This is a genomic window from Gilliamella sp. B2889 (genome assembly GCF_026536885.1).
In the GTDB taxonomy this organism is placed as follows: Bacteria; Pseudomonadota; Gammaproteobacteria; order Enterobacterales; family Orbaceae; genus Gilliamella; species Gilliamella apicola_E.
Map to the genome: position 1 here is coordinate 610,441 of NZ_JAFNNF010000001.1, position 20,956 is coordinate 631,396.

Sequence of the window (20,956 nt, forward strand, 5' to 3'; positions counted from 1 at the left end):
ATATCATTATCTAGTTTTTCCACGATTTACTTTTTCTGATACTGCACCAATAAATACAACATCACTTGATGAATTGAGCGCAGTTTCAACCGAATCTTGAATAACACCAATAGCTATACCGATACCAATGACTTTAGCTGAAATTTCGTTAGGTATTCCAAACATACTACAAGCGACAGGAATAAGCAGTAATGAACCACCTGCGATTCCTGATGCACCACAAGCACATATACTCGTCACAATACAAAGTAATACTGCAGAAAGAATATCAACGTCTATATGCAAAGAATTTACGGTAGCTAACGTTAAAATAGTGATAGTAATTGCCGCTCCTGACATATTAATTGCTGCGCCCAGTGGTACGGCGACAGAATAAGTATCTTCATCCATTTTTAATTTTTTACAAATTTCGATATTAACTGGAATATTTGCTGCTGAGCTACGAGTAAAGAAAGCAGGAATAGCACTATCTTTTAATGAGGTAAAAACCAATGGATACGGATTTTTACACATTACAATATAAGCTAATAATGGATTAATAATCAATGCCACAATTAACATACAAGACACTAATACAACTAATAGATGAGCATACTTAAGTAATTCACCAAATCCTGTTTCTGCAAGTGTTGAAGCAACCAAACCAAAAACCCCTAATGGAGCAAAACGAATAATGATTTTTACAATGAATGAAATTGCTAAAGAAAGATCGCTCATCATCGTTTTGGTTGTTTCACTTGAGTGTCTTAATGCAATCCCAATTCCGACTCCCCAAACAATGAGCCCAATATAGTTAGCATTAACAAGCGCATTAACTGGATTGTCTATCATTTTATTTAGCAGAGTTTTTAATACTTCAATAATACTACCTGGAGGTGTTAATTTACTCTGATCAGCAGCATCACCTAATGAAATATCAGAAGGGAAGATGAAACTAGCAATAGTTGCTAACAAAGCGGCCAACATCATCCCCGAAAAATATAGGGCAAAAAGTTTACCCATATTAGCGCGTTTACCACGTTGGTGATTAGATATTGACGCAATAACTAAAATAAGTACCAAAATTGGCGCGACTGATTTTAAGGCATTAATAAAAAGCGAGCCAATAAAAGACATATTTAACGCAACTTCTTGAGAAATTGCTGCTAATGTTATACCAAAGAGCAAACCCAAAACAATTTGAGGAATAAGCCCTACTTTAAAATAAAAACGCACCAAAGGATTGGTTGAATGAGTCATGGAACTTCCTTATATAGCAAAACAATGCAAAAACATTACCATAAATAAATCTTAAAACTATAAAAAAATTATTATGATAACTATTTTTTATATGACTTAGATTAATTATTAAGATTAATTATTTTAAATGAATAAAGAAAAAAACCGATACTTTCTATTAAAAGTATCGGTCAGGAAGATAAACAACTTAGTTTATTACTCGTGTTACCAATTAGCTCTTATTCCTAAAGAGCCATTAATTGGCGACTTAACGTTTGCATCTCCACTATTGGACCAAGTATGACCAATCTCAGTATAAGCACTAACTTGATTATTAAATTCATAACTACCACCGATAGCTAATTCCGTGCTTGTATAACCAGCACCACTATTAAATTTAGTTGAAGCTCTGGAACAATCAAATCTTATACGATCTGAACCATCGGGCGAATAGTATAAATTTAAACGAGTATAAGGACGAAACGTTCCTAACTCTGACTGGAAATGATTTTCAAGTCTAGCACCCACTCGGAAAAGCCATGAATCATCATAACTTTGTTTGACGGTGGTATTACCACTTATATGACTATTATTAAGATTTATCCATTGGTGAATAATTTGAAACTGAGGTTCAATTCGCCAATCATAATAATTTAAATCAAATGGTTTACCGACTTCCGCGGAAGCACTTAATCCTCTTCCTTTTTGTTTACTATTTTTATTATAATTTGGTTTAATGTCTACTTTATGACGCCCCCCTTGGAACACCAAATCTAAGTAAGCCCCATTCTCATCCATATAGTTACCATAGAGACCTAAGAAATAACTATTTGAGCGATTTTTTCCTACATATCCTTTCATACTACTGGCAAAACCATCAACATCTAAACTACCATGTAAAGAACCGAAGTAACCACCTACACGCCAATAGCTATCTTCTTCTTTCCAGATATCGCTACCTATTTGGAAACCAGTATAATTCCCTTTGCTATGTATATCAGCTATGCCATTTTGTTTTATATCTGTGCGCTCAGCGATTATTCGTCCCCAACTAATTTTTGAGTCTGGTAGTAAAGTATTACCAATACGTTGATGCATATTTGCTTGCATAATTAAATCAGCCTGGCGTAATTGTGCCGCTACCCCAGCAAACATTGGTACTTCTTTACGATAAGCAACCTTATTCGGAGACACTGGATTAACAGGTTGCTCTGGGTTTGTTGGGTTTGTTGGGTTTGTTGGATTCGTTGGATTCGTTGGATTAGTTGGTTCAGTAGGTTTACTAGAACGTAAGTACCAGTTATTATTTTGTTGATTAATATCGCCTTTATGTAAATAGTATTCATAAGCGCCCACATCTAAATGTGATCCTTCTAAATTAAATGCATCGTTCGAACTTACACCATTGACATTGACAATTTCAATACCATTCGTTTTGCCAGTATCTGCACCTAATCCACCAATATTGGTTATTTTAACCAATGTATTTCCGGAAGCATTCCCTCCAATAAACAACTTATCAGTTGAGCTACTACTATCTTGCAATACTGTATCAAGCAAAAGCTGACCATTATTACCAATATAATTACCGGTTATAGTTAGATGATCTCCAGTAAAATTATTATTCAGCGCAATAGTACCACTATTATAAACATCGCCACTTACCGAAGCTTGATGTATCCTTGGAACAAAATCTAAAATAGCATTTGAATTTAGAGTAAGCTTATCGGTATTTAAGTTACCAGTTAATGATAACCTTCCGTTTGAACCAACATTGATATTTTCCCAGTTAAGAATCGCTACATCACCACGAATACCTACTGAATCAGAAGATCCAACTAGATGGGTACTAAAATTAAGAACATCCATTTCATTCGATGAACTAGCTCGAATATTTTTACGTCCACCATCAATCATGGTTAAATCTGAAATATCAGAGCCTTGATTGATATTAAGCGTATCATCACCTGTTCCTAGTAATATTTTACCACTTACTTTAGAACCACTATTTAAATTAACAATAGAATTGGTCACATCATTTCTTATTGCAGTACCAAGAACAGAATAAACATTAGCACCATCATTAAGGTTAATATTAGTTGTTGTGTCTGATTTACCCGTTGTATAGATACCCGCATCTAAATTATTGTTTACATCGGTCCCATTCGCATAAACCGTATCATAGATATCAATAACCGTTGAGCCAGTACCACTGTTATTGATTGTTATTCCATTATTTTTACCAAAAATTGTTCCAGAATTTTGTTTAACATTAACATCAGTGCTTGTACCACGATTATTAATAACTATACCAGCTTGTTGTTCACCACTAACCGTTCCATAAGTAGTAATAGTTGTAGAACCAGATCCTGTATTCTCTAATTCTATGCCATTTCTTAAACCATTAAGGCTACTGGTTGCTAATTGTTGAACAGTCAAGTTAGTAGCATTATTTTCATTTATAGCATAAATAGCATCATCTTGATCAGCTTCAATGTTGCCATTTAAGAGAATTTTTGTTTCACCATTTCCTTTATTTGTTAAATTGAGTCCTTTATTATGGCCCTTAACAAAACCTGAGTCGTTCAAAGAAACAATTAAGTTCTGTGCCGCAACATCATTAAGCACAAAAATGCCATCAGAATTATTACCAAAAACCTTACCTGCAATTTTTATTTCAGTCGTTCCACTTCCTTTATTGGTTACATTAAGTCCATTATAATTACCTGTAATCGTACCTCCAAATTGTTCAATATTAAGATTATTGGCTGTACTATTATTTAAAACGAACAAACCATGTTGTTGAACACTCTCTAAATCGCCTGAAGTTTTGACACTTGTTGAACCGACACCATTGTTAACTAAATTAACCGCATTTAATAAACCTTTGATTTTTCCTGCTATCTGAATTAAATTTAAGTGACTTGATTGTGTACCATTTTGAACTACAACGCCTTCATTAATATCGCCTGTTACTGAGCCACTAAGATTAACATTTGTATTCCCTTTTCCATTATTGGTTAAATTAATGCCACGAAGTTTGCCAGCAATACTACCTGCTGATTGGATTATCGTTAAATCACTTGATGTATTACCGTTAGTAACCACAATACCATCATTTTGATCACCAATAATATTTTTAGCTGTTTGAATTGACGTATAGCCCTGTCCATTATTCGTTACATTTATGCCATTAAGATTTCCATGAATTGTGCCATTTGACTGAATAACGCTCATATTAGAGGTTGTCGAATTGTTATTGATTGCCCTAATTCCATCGTTTTGAGCACCTTCAACAACACCAGAAGTTGAAATGATCGTCGACTTTTTACCATTATTAGTGATATTTATGCCATTATTATGACCTTTAATCGTACCTGATATCTGATTTAATTTTATATTACTAGAACTAGTTCCATTTACAACTACAATACCATCTTGTTGATCACCCTGAATATTATTTTTAGTTGAGATAGTGGTATCACCATTACCATTATTCAATAAATTCACACCATTCACATGACCATAAATACTACCGCCTAACTGTCTCAAAGACATAGCAGTTGATGTATCTGAAAGATTTTTAGCAACAATACCATCAATTTGCTCACCTGTTACCGAACCAGAAATGATTAAATCACTAAATCCATTACCATTATTAAGAATATTAATACCGTTATTATGACCTTTAATTTGAGAATCAGCCATTTGCGTTAAAAAGACATCTGATGTTGTACTTGACGACTCTGAATAAATTGCATCATTATTACGACCTTCAACATAACCAGCAATGGTGATATCAGTTTGTTCCTTACCATTATTATAAGCAGCCAAACCATAACTTTGCCCACTAACCGTACTACCATCATATTGATTAATTGTAATATTCTTGCTATTAGTGCTATTTTTTACAAATATACCTTCACTACTCAATCCATTCACATTACCGGAAACAATGATTTCAGAGATACCATTACCTTGATTTTCAGCACTTATTCCACGATTATGCCCTTCAATACTGCCTCTTGATTGATTAATAGTTAAATCGGTAGATTGAGTCCCATTGAGCACTGATATACCGTTATCCTGATTACCAGAGATTATTCCAGCTGTATTAATAATGGTTAAACCTTTACCATTATTAGTAGCCTCTATGCCCGATTTACTCCCTCTCGTTTCACCACTCACTAATTGTGTTATTTTGATATCTTGTGAATTGCTACTATTTTGAGTATTAATTCCATCCCCTCCGTTACCAAAAACTTTCGCTAATGTATTGATGCTCAAAATACCATTGCCATGGTAATTAATTTCTACCCCATTTTTACTACCTGTAATGGATCCATCAGATTGGACAAATGAGAAAATATCAGAAGAATTTGTATTTTCATACCCATTACCGTTGGGATTATTTACATCACCGGTACAAGCCTGATTATTTGGATCGCTAGTAATACACTGAGCAAAGCTTGGATTTGTCATTGCTAAAGTTATGCTCGTTGTAGTAATAAATTTGATTAGAGATGCTTTACCTTTAAATTTTCCTTTCCTTGAATTACTAACAGCATATTGTGAATTCAAAATTAACTTATTTATTTTATTCATATTTTATCTCACTAAATCTTTTATTGGTTATAATCCAATTTTTAATTTAAAAACATGAAAAACTTAATTAATGAAACTCTTGAATAATGTGATCCTTACATTTCAAAATAAATACTGGATTTATTTTTTAAATAACTTGGATAACATGTTGATAGATAAAACAATTATTACTTTATTGAAAAACAAAGCTCAAAATCATTTTTAAATATTTAAGATGGAAAAAAGAAAAGTATTGATAGTTCAGAAATATTAAGGAATTAACCTTTCAAAAAAATGAACTATCAATTGCTAGTTGTACCATATACCATTAAAAACAACAATAAAATTATAAAAATTTACATATAATAATGTAAAGTTTCTTATAAAACTGCTAAGCAATATTCTAATTCGAAAGCAATTATAGAAAATTATTGTTAAAAATTAGTCAATAACATCATTTATAGTAATAAAATTATTCATCTCGGTTTTACTAAATCAACACACTCATAATGGTCGTTTTTATAATCAAAATTTTATAAACTAAAAAGTTATATTAATTACTTTTCAATTTATTTATAAGAACTGACATAGAATTATAATTAGGAATATAGGAAATGAAGTATTATCTGGAGTTTAAGGATACATTATCGAATAAATTTTGGTATATCACCCAACAAGACGAATCCCTAACAATCGTATTTGGTAAGATAGGAACAAAAGGACAAACACAAGTTAAAACGTTTTCATCGCCTGCCGATGCGGAAAAAGAAGCCAACAAACTGATCAGATCGAAAATCAAAAAAGGCTATCAGGAAAAAGCGATCCCACCAGCGCTTGAACAATCAACCTGTACAGAAAAAACAATCATCAAAATGCCCGATGCCCCAAAACCGAAAAACCACCCCAAACCCACACCACCCAAAGATGTGATTGATGACGGTAAAGAAAAACCATGGTTTTACCTCGACGAATGGGTTGGTGAAGGTCAACCTAACCCATTTGATTTTGAAGAGTTACGTAAGGTTCCACCTAAAAAAGTTGCTCCAGTTAAACAACCACCAAAACAAAGTAATACTCCGATTAAAAAAGAGACAGTCACCAAAACACCACAAGAACAAGAATTTGATAACTTAAAAGTTTTGTTACGGAAATATATAAAGCAAGGTGAGCAGTTCGATATTGAAGCTAAGTTCGAACAATTAAAAGCGTTAAGTCCAAACAATAAGGAATTTCAAATTTTCATCAAAGATATGCTTCAAATGATATTTTCAAAATTTATGAAGAAAATATCACCGATTCACTTTGATTGCATTCCTTATCTTTTAAGAATCAGAGATCCAGAAATTCTTTTCCAAGAAATCTTTGCGCAAGGTGTGATGAAATATATTTATGACCGTTATCAGACTCATTCCGAATCAATCCATTATCTGGCTGAACAATATCTTACCGATTATCCGGTACAAATGGTGGATAAAATAGTTAACGCATTACAGAGTATTTTTGAAACTACCCAGACAGAAGGTGAAAAAAATATTTCAGTTAACAAATTCCCTGAAAATGTTTGTGGCTTTAATATTACCTTTGATTATAAAACGCTGGAAATATATGCTTTATTTAATGAACGAAATTCCAAACGCTATTATTCAGAAAGTCTAAATGAGCTAGAATATGATGGGACTAGTTATGGCGTTGAGATAAATAATCAATATTTTGTTCCACTACTTACCGAAAAACTTCAAAAAATGCTGGATGATGGTTTTTTTGGTGGTATGACTGATAAATATTTCAGAATTGCCCTTTTCCAAACAGATAATATTCTTATTGAAATACCAATAGAACAAACCTTCCGACAAACAAGGATATTTGAGCTTGAAAGAGACCTAAAATATCTGGAGCAATCGGAAGAATATTATGCAGATTTGCTAACTGACACGATTGACGAATATTTTGCCCTTAATGGCGTTATTGAGCAATACGATACCGATAGAATTTTAGCATTAATAAAAAAATATCTTTATTCAGGTGAAAAAGAGGCTGAATCGAAAGGAACTTCTCTGTTAAGGAAATACAAAGATTTTGATTATAACAAATGGAGTTTAGTTTATTTACAGTTTGAATGGGAAAATTTTAGTTATAAATATGCTTATAACGGTGTTGAATGCTTAGTTGATAAAGGATATGAACCAGCAGTTATACAAAAACAAGCATGGTATAAACTGGGCATTATTGATAACAAGCCTGATAGCAAGCCAGAAAAAAAAGACGATCCAGACGATCAATCTGAAACCGAACGTTTTTATGATACTTTTACTGAAACTGATGTATTTTGTGAAACTGACACGATTATCGCCAGAGCGATGCCAAGTGATGGAGAAATTTATTTACGCTTTAAACAAGAAAGTGAACAGGCATATTCCGATGCGCTTGATTATTTAAATAGCTTAATGGCAAAAGGTTATTCAAAAATATTTGAGGGTTATTGGCTTAATGTTTATTTTGTTGCCAAGCCTGAATACTATCCTGAATTTTCTCGCATTATCAAACAATACCCTGGGCTGGCAAGTAATTCACATGCCTTTTTCCGCAAAGCAGCCATGTATGAAAGCTTACATGATAAAATTCGAGAGTTTGTTGAATTAACTATGTATCAATATCACTACAGTTTAGATTTACAGGATGAAGAATCATCGGTGGCGGGAGCATTTGCCGCCATTTCACTTGCCATGACCGATGTGAAATATATGGATGTGGCAATCAAATATGCTAATGAAACTGACGGTGAACATGAATTTTTAGCAAGCCGTTTTAGCAATATTCTTGCAAAACACTGGGGTATAACACCAGAAACAGCGGTCGCAATTGCCTTGTTAAAATTGAGTTTTGACTGGTTATCTGGTGGTTTATCAAGTCAATATTATAAAGTACCACAGAATCTTGCTGCATTAACTGAATTTTTCCAACATGGTTCAATGTATCATAATAGTAATAAGATTATAGAGATTGCCAGCCGTTTATTTTGGTTTGGCTTTGAAGATGATACGGATATAAAAAGTATAAAAGCTTTAAGAAAAATTAAAGAGTTATTTAATTCTGCTAGCGATTTCGACGAAAAACTAATTTATGCTGATTTTCATGATCTGGTTTGGGATGCATTGAATGAAAAAAATAAAGCGGTGGGTAATAAAATTGAATTTACACCACCTAAACCAGAAAGCGATTCCGAGCCGCTAATCATTAATGAGCAAGATTTTATTGAAAATCCACCTTGTGTCATTACACCATTGCAAGCTAAAAAACGCGGTTTTGATCTCGATGAATTATATACTTATGATTCCTCATGGAGAGCAATTATTTTTGCACCATTAACGATAACCAATCCTTACATTTTCGACGCTATTATCCAATTTTATAAAGTGCAGAATAAAATAAATCCCGACTCTACTATTATTTGGGGTGCAGAACAGGCGTATTGCTTTGGAAAAAAAATCGTGATTGATTTCAGTGGCACCCCTTATCAGGTGGGTATGGGTATTTATGGTAAAAACCAAGCTCAGCTAATTTATGGAGTAATGGATTTTGCTAAGATTGCAGATGCAATGAACAAACAAGCGCCCGATAAAGAGAAATTATTCGCACTGCGAAAACAATACTATTACTTCGATAGTCCAAAAGGAAGCCCAAACATTGATTACTCCAAGCCCGGTATGATGTATTTGGATGAAGCTATAGCCGCCGGAGTTTTGAAGGATGATAATTATCGGGCAATCAAACAGCTTGAAAAAATCACCCCGGATATGGGCGAAGCCTATGATGCCTCACTACTGTTTAGGGCATATATGCAGCAGAAAAAACTAGATTATGCATTGGAGAGAATGGAAAGAAAACTCGATACTACTGAACTAAAACAGGTGTACCAAACTGCACAAAAACGCCTGCCACAATATCAAGAATACTGGCAGGAAAAGTTAGCAAAATTATAAAAAAGATGCAAATGAAATTAAAATGGACCTCCTTCTAGGCCTATAGAACTAAGAGGAAGTCAAATCTAGGTATATTCAATAATTTGGATATTATTACCTTGTTCATCTTTAGCTTAGTTTTTTATCACAGTTTAATTAAAATTTATATTTCACAACTAATTAATCCTAATTTGTGATAACTTTTTTAGTGATATATAATCTTTTTAGTTTTCTTAATTAACTAAGGAACAATAGTTAAAGGAATATTAAACATGTCTAGTCAAATAGTTTCATATGTAGATAGAGCAGTACAGTTGTTGAATAAAATCGGCATCATGGTTAAACCTCAGGCTGATGCGCCAATTTTAAAGTTATTGGATAATGTTGCTGAAATTGATAAAAATCGTATTATCGCCATTGCTCACACTTTGCAACAACAAAGCGCATTTAATGAAGTAGTCCGGGAACAAATTGATGGCGTACATGTTTCTGATCGCTATTCTAATATTGTCAAGCATTTTGATAGTATCCGTACCGATATGGAAAAAATGCTTGGTTGGTTAGATGACGGAAAGTTAGATCTTTTGGAAAAAATTAAAATGGGTTGGATGACATTTCAACGTGGTTCTATTCCTGATCGTTTTAGTTTAATAAAAAAAACCTATTTAGATGTTTCAAAAGAAACAAGTAATCAAGTCGAGCGTGAACATATTATTTTAAACGCCTACCAAGATTTCCGTTTTGGACTAAAACAAGCTCAAATCGTTGCTGAAGAAGTACTGCAAATTGCGACAGATCGTCTTGAAGAACGCAAACAAAAATTAACCGACGCTATTGCTCAAGTTGATAATTTTACAGGTGATGATCATGTCGCTCGAGGACGATTAGAACTTGCTAGAGACGAAGCTCTACGCAATGTACAACAAGAAGATAGCCGTTATCAAATCATCTTAGATCTCGCCAATAATTTAACCGTTTCTTATAATTCTGCCGAAGCAGTATTTGCAAGATTGCAACAAACAACCTCCATAAAAGAGCGTGTCTACCAACAAAGTGTAAGCTTTTTTTCAACCAACGAAATTGTATTTACTGCATTAAGCGCTTCTATAACTTCATTGACAGGTTTGAGTGAAAGCACTAAAACACTAGAAGCAATGAAAGATGGTATGAATAAAGGCATTGAAAGTATTGCTACTTCAGCTAATAAGCAACTTGAAGAAGGTTTAAGAGCTGGTTATGGTTCGACGATTAAAGCTGATTCTTTACGTGCATTAGTTGAAGCCATTGTCAATTATCAAGAATCAAGCCAACAATTAATTACAGAGCTAAGAAATGAATCGATTGATAATGCTAAAGAAATCGATCGTATAGTGGAAGATGGAAAACAGCGCTTTAATAATATTATCTTGAAGGTTGATGGTTAATGCAGGATGTTAAACTTAGTGACCAACTAGGTGCAATGGCAATAATTGATGAATTATATCAAAAACAACAATTACTACTTGAGCACCTTGACCGCGAAGGATTACGAGCTAATTTAAAAGAAAACATTAAAACCTTCTATGAAGCCAAAGGTCAAATTGTGGACGATAAAATCGTTGATGAAGGAATCGATCTTTGGTTTGATAATCGGTTACGGTTTGTTGCACCTAAACGTCCTTGGTTTCAACATTTTCTAGTTCGTTGTTATATCAAAAGAAAGTTAATATTTAGCCTTTTTAGCATATTCTTATTTATTTTAGCCTTAATCTTTTTTAATAATTTAATCTATACAAGAGACGTTAGACAAGAAATTGATAGTTACTATAGTCAAATATTAGCGTCGGAAGATTCATTAGCAGAATTACGCAACGAGTTTAAGCAAATTGATAAAACTTCTGTTCATTATGCGCAGATTCCAGTAAAAAATTTAAAGACCTCAATTTCTAATCTACTTAGCCAGAAAATTATTCCCACAGTCACCAAGCCAACCATTAACGGGGCTTTTATTACAGATGATGAAAATAGTTTAGTTAAACAATTTAAGCAAATTAATGACTCAGTAACCACTAAATTGTCGGATATTAGAACTCAATTAAATATATTAAAAAAATTATTGGAAGATGATAAACGGCTAGCTAATTTAATAGATGATGATGAGTTTATAAAAACAAGCAAAGAGTATCACGTACTACAAAATGCAGTCGATACCGTTCTTGATAATCTTAATCAAGGACAAAGAGTTATCGATTTCAATCAAATTGAAACACTTTACAATTCCACAGAACGAGCAAAAACCATTATAAATAAAATTCAGATTGATAATCAGAAATTATTAGCCCTAAAAGTTCCGAAGTCGGATATGGTACCTGTTATTGCTTTACAAAGTGATTTACAAGCTGACCTAAAAAATCTCAACTTTGATAAGTTTGAAAATTATCAACAAATGATGTCTTATTATTTCAATCTAGCTCAAACTAATTTGACACTTACTATTGTCGACAAACCTAATTATAAATCAGGAGTTGAGCGCACCCACGAAAAAACAAACGGTAAATCTTGGTATGTGATTGTCACACCAACAACATCATCCGGAATAGCAACACCGCTATGGGTAACCAGTATTGAAACAGGTGAAACGAAACTCGTAGATATGTTTGGTCAGCAGGTTTCTCAAAAAGAATTTAATAAGGTTAAAAAAGATAAAATTGCCGATGGGCATATTGATGAAAATAAATTATGTAAAAAACCAATTGGTCGTCTAGAATTTAACTGTCCTAATACAGTTAAAACAGGTAGGATTTTAGAGTGGTAAATATGCAATCTAGCAATATTGAACGAAGTATTGAAATAAAACTTCAGGAAATCTTTAGTGCAATCGAGAAAACTAATAACGAGGTGCAAAACTCTCGTCAAAAAATCCTTGATTTGACAAATAAACAAGTAGAGATTTATCAAAAGATAGCGACTATTTATCTATTAGAATCTCCCCAAAATAACGATTTGGAAATTCAGAAAATCATTAAACAGTTAAAGGATTTAAACTGTAATTTAAAAAATAAATCCAGTAATTTAGATCATTTTATTGCTGATTCCCAACAAAAAATGGATGAAACATTATTAAAATTAGATGAATTAACCGCGGAAAAGATTCGACAACTTGAAAGTGATGCAGATTATCTATCACTATTAAATAATTATAACATTACTAAAGACGAGCTAACCAAAGAAACAAAAAACTTCAAAAGTTCACAACAAGAATTTTCAACCAAATTGAAACAATATCAACAAAATTACTATTACAATTATTTAATTAATCGTCGCTTTGGAGAGAAAAATTATAAAGCCTTCAAAATATTTCGTTATTTAGACTCATGGGTAGCAAGGTTTATCAATTTTTCAGAAAATTTCAAAAATCATAAAATGCTTAAAGATTTATATAAAGAATCTCAGTTACGGTTTAATAATAAAAAACGAGCATATGAGCAAGCATTAAAAGCAAAAGAGCGGAAAGAACGCGAGGTTGATATTAACCTAAATTTATCTAAATTGAAAAAAACAATAGCGCTAACTGAGCAAGATTTAGCACATTATAAAAAACAGAAACAAGATACAGAAAATACCTTACAAGAACTTCAAAAAGGCAATAATTCGCAGTTTAAACTAATTTCAAATCAATTAGTTAAACTGTTACAAAAACAATCTTTAAGTCAACTTAATGATTTAACATTACAAACTAAATCAACAGAAGATGATAAATTATTAGAAAAAATTGTCGCGATAAATAAACAAATACTTGATATTGATGCATATCTGGCCTCGTTATTAAAAACGCTTAACGAATTAGACAATGTTTATAATCGTTTTGAACAAACATTCTATTTATTTAGGGAAAACAATATTCCTAGCTCAATTTATGAATATAACATACCATCGTTCAAGCTTAATGATTTATTAGACCAGCTATTTAGCAATCAAATTTTTCCAGAAACAGTTGTTCAAACCCTTTTTGGGTATAGAGCAATAAGGAGAGAATTAAAATCATCTAATCATAATTCAGGATGGTCGCGTGACGATTCATCATCAAGGAGATCTTCTTCTTTCTCTTCATCCTCTTCACGCTCATCATCATCATCTTCCTATTCGAGCTCATCATCCTCTTCGGATTCTTCCTCCTCGTCATCTTATAGTTCATCAAGTGACAGTGGGTTTTCATCCAGCTCATCAACAGGTGGCGGAGGTTTTAAAACGACTGATAGTTTCTAATCAGGACAAAAATAATCGTGTTGGAACTAAGTTAACAGCTAAACTTTGTATAGAGATGAAATTGGAGCGGGAAACGAGGTTCGAACTCGCGACCTCAACCTTGGCAAGGTTGCGCTCTACCAACTGAGCTATTCCCGCATATTGAACGCTTCGAAAGAAGTGGTGAGCATTATACAAAAATATTTATATCTGACAACCTATTTTATTCTTTATTTTTTGTTTTTCCAGCTAAGTGCTTCAAAAACACCAAAAATAAAAAATCTAAGTGCTTTAAATTTATCCTGTTCTTTTTCTTGATTAACCATTGTTGATTGTAATATCCATGCTTGTAATCCATGAATAAGTGTAAAAGCAACCAATCCAATATAAGCGAGAATATTTGCTGGTTTAGGAAACGGATGAACAAGATTAAATAATAAAAATAACCATATAAATAAATAGACTAGTTTACCCAAAAGTATGAACATTATCTCTCTTCTCGTATAAATAAATAGCTATGAACTTGCCCTGCTGTCTTCTCTCGATGCAAATACCAATTTGATGGAATATTAAAATCATGCCCCAGCTCAGATTCAATATAAATATAAGCAGATGGGCTTAGCCAATGGTTATTCTCAAGAAGCTCTAGTGTTTTCTCGATTAAAGAATAATGAAAAGGCGGATCGATAAATACAATATCAAATTGTCTTTGGGCTGGTCTATCAAGCCATTGAAAAGTATCTGTCGAATAAATTTCGACATTATCACATGCAATCAACTGCTTATTTTTCTTAAGCTGATTGGCAACTTGTTTATCTTTCTCTAATAATGTGACATTTTGAGCACCGCGTGATGCGGCTTCAAAACCTAATGATCCACTACCAGAAAAACAATCCAAACAAACACTATTTTGTATAACTGGCATTAGCCAGTTATACAAAGTCTCTTTTATTCTATCTGTGGTTGGTCGCAAGCCTTGTTTATCAAGCACTGACAACTTTCTTCCGCGCCATTTTCCACCAATAATTCTTATAGAACCATTCATATAAAAACCTTACTTAGAATAGTTCTTGCGTATTACCCTGTGAATCCTTCACGCTGGTACCAACTTCTTGCGATCCATAGGTAGTTGGCTCGGTTCCCTTGATAAAGTATTCTGACATCGTTCTCGCTCCAGAACCTGGTAACATACCGGTTCGCTGATCGATAGTAACAGAAATAACATTATCTGGTTTTACATCTTGTTTTTCAGGTACATCTTTAAGAGCAACTTTCATATAGTCAACCCAAATAGGGTTAGCGGTAACTGCACCGGCTTCAGCGCGGAAAGTTCGACCTAAAGCACGTCGGTGGTCATCAAACCCCATCCAGACCGAGGTAACAATGTTACCGCCGAAACCAGAAAACCAAACGTCTTTCGATTGGTTAGTAGTACCCGTTTTACCACCAACATCCTTACGACCTAATGCTTTTACACGCCAAGCAGTACCTTGCCAATCCGAACCGCCAAAAACAATTGTTCTTAGTCCATCTTTCATAATATATGCAATACCACTATCAACGGTGTGTGGTGCATATTTAGGTGTAACATCAGTGGTTTTATTGTCTTTATTAATATTAGGTAAGATTAAATTATCTTCTGTTTTAAGATTTGCCTCTTCAGGCTCTTCACTACCCGTCTCATTTGATTCGTTTTCAACATTATCTAACGATACTGAAACAGAATCAAATTTTACCACTTCATCTTTACAGTTATGACAAGCAATCAATGGTTGATGCTGATAAATTACGCCACTATCATTGTCATATTCAATTTTTTCGATCAAGTAAGGCGTAATTAAATACCCACCATTAACAATAACGGAATAAGCACGTGCAACCTGCAATGGCGTAAATGAAGCTGAACCTAAAGCAAGTGATTCATTATGTGAAATATTCTCTTTTGGGAATCCAAAACGTTCTAAATACGTGGCAGCATAATCGATACCGATTGCGCGTAATGCACGTACCATCATCACATTTTTAGACATCCCTAAACCAATTCGCATTCTTAATGGACCAGCATAAGTAGGCGGTGAATTTTTTGGACGCCAAGTCACACTACCTGTTGTACGAACGATCGGCGCATCATTAAGTAGCGTCGCCATCGTTAGCCCTTTCTCTAACGTAGCCGTATACACAAATGGTTTTATATTAGAACCTAGTTGACGTAAAGCTTGTGTTGCACGATTAAATTTACTTAAATTGAAATCATAACCACCAACAATCGCCTTAATTGCACCATTATCAGAATCAAGAGAAACCAGTGCAGCGTTAACTGCTGGAATTTGCGCTAATGCCCAATTCTCACCAGATTTTTTAACCCAAATCAGCTGACCTGGTTTTAAAGTATCATTAACCTTTCTCGGCGAGGCACCTTGTTGATTATCACTGATAAATTTTCGCGCCCATTTCATATCTTGAAAGGCAATAGTAATATTACTTTTATCGGATAATACTGCTTTTGCTTCCTTATCAGATGATTCTAGAACCACGGCTGGGCACATCCCGCTATAGCAAATATATTTATGTAAAGCTTCTTGAATTTTCTCGTCACTCAGTGCCGGCTCATTATTTTGCCATAACACTTTTTCAGGCCCACGATAACCATGTCGCATATCATAATCAATAATATGCTTTTGTATTGATTCTGTTGCTGCCACCTGATCTGTCTTAGATATGGTGGTATAAACTTTATAGCCATCGGTATAAGCGTTCTCACCAAATTTATCGAACATAAACTGTCTTGCCATTTCAGCAACATATGGCGCAGAAAATTCAATTTTTGGCGTATGATAACTTGCATTTAAAGGCTTCTTAGTCGCTTCATCATATTGCGCTTGAGTAATATAATTTTGATCTAGCATACGACCTAAAACCCAATTACGTCTTGTTAATGCTTTTTCTGGGTGGGAAATTGGATTATAGGCAGAAGGCGCATTGGGTAAACCAGCTAGTAGTGCCGCTTCATCGATAGTTAACTGATCTGGCGTTTTACCAAAGAAAGTATATGAAGCAGCAGCCACACCATAAGCACGCGAACCAAAGTTGATCATATTAAGATATAACGCCATTATCTCGTCTTTAGATAATTCTCGCTCCATACGAATTGCAATAATCATCTCTTTTACTTTACGAGAAATACTTTTTTCTGGTGTTAAAAAGAAGTTTTTCGCCACTTGTTGAGTGATAGTACTACCACCTTGTGAAAAGCTCTTATCCTTCAACCCGATATACATAGCACGCACAATACCGATAGGATCAATCCCAAAATGCTCATGGAAACGTGCATCTTCGGTAGCTATAACAGCATTAACGACAATCGGTGGGATTTCATCATATTTTAGAGGAATTCGGCGACGTTCACCAAAAATAGCGATTAGTTCACCATCTTTACTTAATACTTGCATTGGGGTTTGCAAGCGAACATCTTTTAAAGTCGCTACATCTGGCAGATCTTTAGAATAATAACTGTAGCCAGCGATACCTATCACTAAGCCACAAAGTACTAAACCGATTATAAGTTTAAGGCAAAATTTTAATATTTTTAATATTATCACAAATCATTCCTATCCAATTGATTTTAAATCAAAGAAAGATAATAAAACTGTATTAATTGATCTCAATCCATTTTAGCCGATGAGTATACTACTTACTCGAAAAGACTCAAAATAAAAAGCGACGCTAACCCATGCTTAAAAAATTGTTTAAATCCATTAAACAATTATTAACATATTAAATTAAAAAAGAAATTTACCTTTAATATATTTTCACTTTCATATTCCATTACTTATTAGTTTATAACTTAATTTTTTAGCAGAACTTAATAGATCAGATATTAAATACCACATAGGTTTGCTACAGGTTAAACAACTAATTGATAGGTTCTCAAAAGTTAGTAAATTTTCAAATTATTTTGTATATTATCTCACAATATTTTTATATTTTTAAATAAAACTGATAAAACGAATAGATAATTGTGATTTTATCAATTTAAACAATATTAATATGTGGAGCACAAAACTTACCCCTTCGTTAGTACAATTTTTGAGTGCAACCTGCTTTTATCTTATTTTGATTATTCTTTGCTTATTGCAATTAGCGCATACTTCATTAAATAGTTATACTTTTGTTTTAATATTAATCTTAATAATCGAATGGTGGCGTAGTATTTGCTATTTCAAAACTATAAAAGGTGAATTTGCGCTATTTGAATATATACACCAAATTTATTGGTACAAACAGCGTTGGTATTTAACGCGAAAACCACTACTACTACGTTATATAATCATTATTAATTTAAAATCACGGCGAAATGGTAAAAGAAGAACTCTTTTTTTAATGATTGATAACCTTGCGCCTAATGACTGGCGCACACTTCGTTATCATTTCAAAAAAATTGATTTATCAAAATAGGTAATAAAAAATAGCTTAACACACTATATTAATGTGATTTTTTAATCCAATATTCAAATGGTATGGATTCAACTTGTGAGTTAACTAATTGGTGATCCATATGCCGGCAAAAGCTCGGGATATCACGCGTTGTGGCCAAATCATCAGCAACAACGTGCAGTATTTGACCAACAGCTAATTCCCTAATCGCTTTACGCACTAGCATAATCGGCTCAGGACAACGCAAACCTAATGTATTTAATTCTTTATCAATAATCATAATTAATAGATTAAAGTAAAAGATTAGCTAAATAATGGGGAACAGCATCATCAGCATTAGATCCAATAACTTCCAACTCAGGAAGCAGTGCTTTAAGTTCAGGACTCGCATCTTGCATAATACAGCCCTTACCTGCCATTTTTAACATCTCGTAATCATTCATACCATCACCAAAAGCGATGCTGTCTTTGAGTTGATAGCCTAAGCTTTCAACCACTAACTTTAATGCACTGCCTTTAGTCACATTTTCCGCCATAACTTCAAGACAGTTTGGCGTTGAAAACGCGATGCTAACTTTATTACCATATTGCTTTTCAATTTTGTCCTTCAACTCCACCAAATAATGGTTATGGCTAATATCAGAGGTCGTAAAATAAATTTTGGCAATATCATCAGTCTCAAAATTAGTTGGATCAAAAAATTGATATTTAAATTTTGTATCAACAAAAAAGCTAAGCGAATAGGCATCAGGTTTATTAATTAGCCAATCATCGCCACGGTAAACATGGGTATAAATATATGGACTGTCTTTACAAATTACCGCCAACTCTTTAGCTAAATTAGGATCAAAACTACGGCTAAAAACTAAATTACCATTACTATCGTGAACTCTTGCCCCATTTGATGTAATCATAAAAGCATCGATTTCCATATTTTCACGCATTTGAGTAACATCAATATGGTGTCGGCCTGTTGCAAAAGCAAAATGAATACCCATTTCCCGTAATGCCTGAAGAATTTTTTTTGTAAACGGCGATAAACTATGTTCGGTATTTAACAAAGTACCATCTAGATCAGAAGCAACAAAATGAAACATGATATTCTCAACTTTTATAATAATTGGTGATTAGAATAACGACACTTTGCAGAGAATCAACTAACTCAATACAAAGTCATAAATTATAGTAGAGTATGATACAACTCCATCGCTATTTACTCAACTAATTGCGGAGTAATAAAAATCACTAATTCCCTTTTTTGATTTTTTTTAGCATTATATTTAAAGGCATTCCCAATAATTGGCACTTGAGCAAGACCAGGTACTTTCTTTTTCCCATTACTATTAACTTGCTGAAAAATTCCACCCAAAACCACGGTTTCACCATCTTTAACTTTCACTTGAGTTTTAATTTCTTGCGTTTCAATGGCTAAAGCTTCTCCCCCATCACGGCGCTTAATCGAACGACCCGTAGTATTTTGTGTGATATATAAATCCAAAATCATTTGTTTATCAGCAACAATTTTAGGCGTAACTTCTAAACCTAATACCGCTTGTTTAAATTCAATGGATGTCGAACCATTCCCCCCCGTTGACACTTCGTACGGAATCTCTGTTCCCTGCTTAATCGATGCCATATTTTGATTTGCAGTTAATAAATTCGGACTAGCAATAATTTCTAACTGATTTTCTGATTCTAATGCTGAAAGTTCCAAATTCAACAAACTACCAGAAAGTTTAGCTAAATTAAAACCCGCAGAAGAAGAAGGATTAACGACCCCAAGGTCAACATCCAGCTGATTAAAAAATTGTGAAGATTTACCCAAATATCCCCATTTAATCCCTAACTCCTCCATACTCTCATCGCTCATAGTGACAATATGGGCCGAGATATGGACTTGTGGAATGGGTTGATCCAAAGCCTTAACTAACTTCTTAATATCCGCAAATTGTTTGGTCATATCAGTAATAAGCACTGAATTGGTTCGCTTATCAACTATCGCCTTACCGCGTTCAGATAATAATCCTTGTTGCTGGATGGTCTCTACTAAATTATTAGGATCGCCATGTTTAATCGGAATGGTTAACAAGGTTAACGGCTGATTTAACTCCTGTTCCTTCTGCTCTAATAACTCTCTTTGCGCAAGCACCTCCGGCTCAATAGATTTTGAGACAAACAAAATATTGTCCTCAATTTCGGCCTGTAAATTTGCTGAATTTAACACCACCTTTAAAGCTTTTTGCCAATCAACATTCTTAAGTTTGAGGGTTTGTTTAGTTGATATATCATCTATCATCACTAAATTCATCTGCTTATTATCAGCCAGCGCTTGCAAAATAATTGCGACATCCGTTTGATAAAAATTCATTGAAATAAGAGCATTTGATTCTTTCTCTGCTGAAATGGAAGGCTCAGCCAAACATGGAATTGATAAAAGCATAAGCAAAATCGTCAATTGCCTTAAATTCTTTGCTAATTGACTAACTAATTGACTAAATAGTTGGCTGGCTTGATTCATTAATTACCACCTCAAATAT

The 20,956-nt window shown here is 33.6% G+C and carries 13 protein-coding genes and 1 tRNA gene; 5 read left to right on the forward strand and 9 right to left on the reverse strand.

The window, feature by feature from the left end; genetic code table 11:
• Nucleotides 1-6: 6 nt before the first annotated feature.
• Nucleotides 7-1,239, reverse strand: coding sequence for a serine/threonine transporter SstT (gene sstT, locus J3U09_RS02800; protein ID WP_267357050.1), 1,233 nt, complete (start codon nt 1,237-1,239; stop codon nt 7-9).
• A gap of 204 nt (nt 1,240-1,443) precedes the next feature.
• Nucleotides 1,444-5,823 (reverse strand): autotransporter outer membrane beta-barrel domain-containing protein, encoded by a 4,380-nt coding sequence (locus J3U09_RS02805; protein WP_267357052.1) that lies wholly within the window; start codon nt 5,821-5,823, stop codon nt 1,444-1,446.
• Between the two features lie 593 nt (nt 5,824-6,416).
• On the opposite strand from J3U09_RS02805, the gene J3U09_RS02810 reads away from it, so the two are divergent.
• The 4 genes from J3U09_RS02810 to J3U09_RS02825 all read left to right on the forward strand — a co-directional run bounded on the left by J3U09_RS02810 (nt 6,417) and on the right by J3U09_RS02825 (nt 14,006).
• Nucleotides 6,417-9,782, forward strand: coding sequence for a DUF6138 family protein (locus J3U09_RS02810; protein ID WP_267357054.1), 3,366 nt, complete (start codon nt 6,417-6,419; stop codon nt 9,780-9,782).
• A gap of 251 nt (nt 9,783-10,033) precedes the next feature.
• Nucleotides 10,034-11,185, forward strand: coding sequence for a hypothetical protein (locus J3U09_RS02815; protein WP_267330167.1), 1,152 nt, complete (start codon nt 10,034-10,036; stop codon nt 11,183-11,185).
• Nucleotides 11,185-12,555 (forward strand): DUF6384 family protein, encoded by a 1,371-nt coding sequence (locus J3U09_RS02820; protein ID WP_267357056.1) that lies wholly within the window; start codon nt 11,185-11,187, stop codon nt 12,553-12,555. Before J3U09_RS02815 ends, J3U09_RS02820 begins: the two co-directional genes overlap by 1 nt.
• Nucleotides 12,549-14,006 carry a hypothetical protein gene (locus J3U09_RS02825; protein ID WP_267357058.1) on the forward strand — a complete coding sequence of 486 codons (1,458 nt, stop codon included), beginning with the start codon at nt 12,549-12,551 and terminating at the stop codon, nt 14,004-14,006. The genes J3U09_RS02820 and J3U09_RS02825 overlap by 7 nt, the downstream gene beginning before the upstream one ends.
• 62 nt (nt 14,007-14,068) lie before the next feature.
• Here the strand turns inward: J3U09_RS02825 and J3U09_RS02830 are convergent.
• From J3U09_RS02830 to J3U09_RS02845, 4 genes are all read right to left on the reverse strand, one after another.
• A tRNA-Gly gene (locus J3U09_RS02830) sits at nt 14,069-14,144 on the reverse strand.
• Between the two features lie 71 nt (nt 14,145-14,215).
• A complete protein-coding gene (locus J3U09_RS02835) occupies nt 14,216-14,473 on the reverse strand; it encodes a DUF1145 domain-containing protein (RefSeq protein ID WP_065563094.1) in 258 nt (85 codons plus the stop codon).
• A complete protein-coding gene (gene rsmD / locus J3U09_RS02840) occupies nt 14,473-15,030 on the reverse strand; it encodes a 16S rRNA (guanine(966)-N(2))-methyltransferase RsmD (protein ID WP_267357060.1) in 558 nt (185 codons plus the stop codon). Before rsmD ends, J3U09_RS02835 begins: the two co-directional genes overlap by 1 nt.
• A 13-nt stretch (nt 15,031-15,043) precedes the next feature.
• Nucleotides 15,044-17,584, reverse strand: coding sequence for a penicillin-binding protein 1A (locus tag J3U09_RS02845; RefSeq protein ID WP_220224982.1), 2,541 nt, complete (start codon nt 17,582-17,584; stop codon nt 15,044-15,046).
• Nucleotides 17,585-18,032: 448 nt separating this feature from the next.
• Here J3U09_RS02845 and J3U09_RS02850 point away from each other — a divergent pair, with 448 nt between their 5' ends.
• A complete protein-coding gene (locus J3U09_RS02850; protein WP_267337469.1) occupies nt 18,033-18,440 on the forward strand; it encodes a protein YgfX in 408 nt (135 codons plus the stop codon).
• A gap of 28 nt (nt 18,441-18,468) precedes the next feature.
• Here the strand turns inward: J3U09_RS02850 and tusA are convergent, their stop codons facing one another.
• From tusA to J3U09_RS02865, 3 genes are all read right to left on the reverse strand, one after another.
• Nucleotides 18,469-18,699, reverse strand: a complete 231-nt coding sequence (gene tusA, locus J3U09_RS02855) for a sulfurtransferase TusA (protein WP_065563097.1) — start codon at nt 18,697-18,699, stop codon at nt 18,469-18,471.
• Nucleotides 18,700-18,709: 10 nt separating this feature from the next.
• Nucleotides 18,710-19,516, reverse strand: coding sequence for a Cof-type HAD-IIB family hydrolase (locus tag J3U09_RS02860; protein ID WP_065734362.1), 807 nt, complete (start codon nt 19,514-19,516; stop codon nt 18,710-18,712).
• A 116-nt stretch (nt 19,517-19,632) separates the two neighbouring features.
• On the reverse strand, nt 19,633-20,937 hold the full coding sequence (locus J3U09_RS02865) for a secretin N-terminal domain-containing protein (RefSeq protein ID WP_267357062.1): 1,305 nt from the start codon (nt 20,935-20,937) through the stop codon (nt 19,633-19,635).
• Between the last annotated feature and the right edge of the window lie 19 nt (nt 20,938-20,956).

Coding starts and splice junctions, on each gene's coding strand:
- J3U09_RS02860 (WP_065734362.1), bottom strand. CDS start 19,516: ATGTTTCATTTTGTTGCTTCTGATCTAGATGGTACTTTGTTAAATACC.
- tusA (WP_065563097.1), bottom strand. CDS start 18,699: ATGATTATTGATAAAGAATTAAATACATTAGGTTTGCGTTGTCCTGAG.
- J3U09_RS02810 (WP_267357054.1), top strand. CDS start 6,417: ATGAAGTATTATCTGGAGTTTAAGGATACATTATCGAATAAATTTTGG.
- J3U09_RS02815 (WP_267330167.1), top strand. CDS start 10,034: ATGTCTAGTCAAATAGTTTCATATGTAGATAGAGCAGTACAGTTGTTG.
- J3U09_RS02805 (WP_267357052.1), bottom strand. CDS start 5,823: ATGAATAAAATAAATAAGTTAATTTTGAATTCACAATATGCTGTTAGT.
- J3U09_RS02835 (WP_065563094.1), bottom strand. CDS start 14,473: ATGTTCATACTTTTGGGTAAACTAGTCTATTTATTTATATGGTTATTT.
- J3U09_RS02865 (WP_267357062.1), bottom strand. CDS start 20,937: ATGAATCAAGCCAGCCAACTATTTAGTCAATTAGTTAGTCAATTAGCA.
- J3U09_RS02820 (WP_267357056.1), top strand. CDS start 11,185: ATGCAGGATGTTAAACTTAGTGACCAACTAGGTGCAATGGCAATAATT.
- J3U09_RS02850 (WP_267337469.1), top strand. CDS start 18,033: ATGTGGAGCACAAAACTTACCCCTTCGTTAGTACAATTTTTGAGTGCA.
- rsmD (WP_267357060.1), bottom strand. CDS start 15,030: ATGAATGGTTCTATAAGAATTATTGGTGGAAAATGGCGCGGAAGAAAG.
- sstT (WP_267357050.1), bottom strand. CDS start 1,239: ATGACTCATTCAACCAATCCTTTGGTGCGTTTTTATTTTAAAGTAGGG.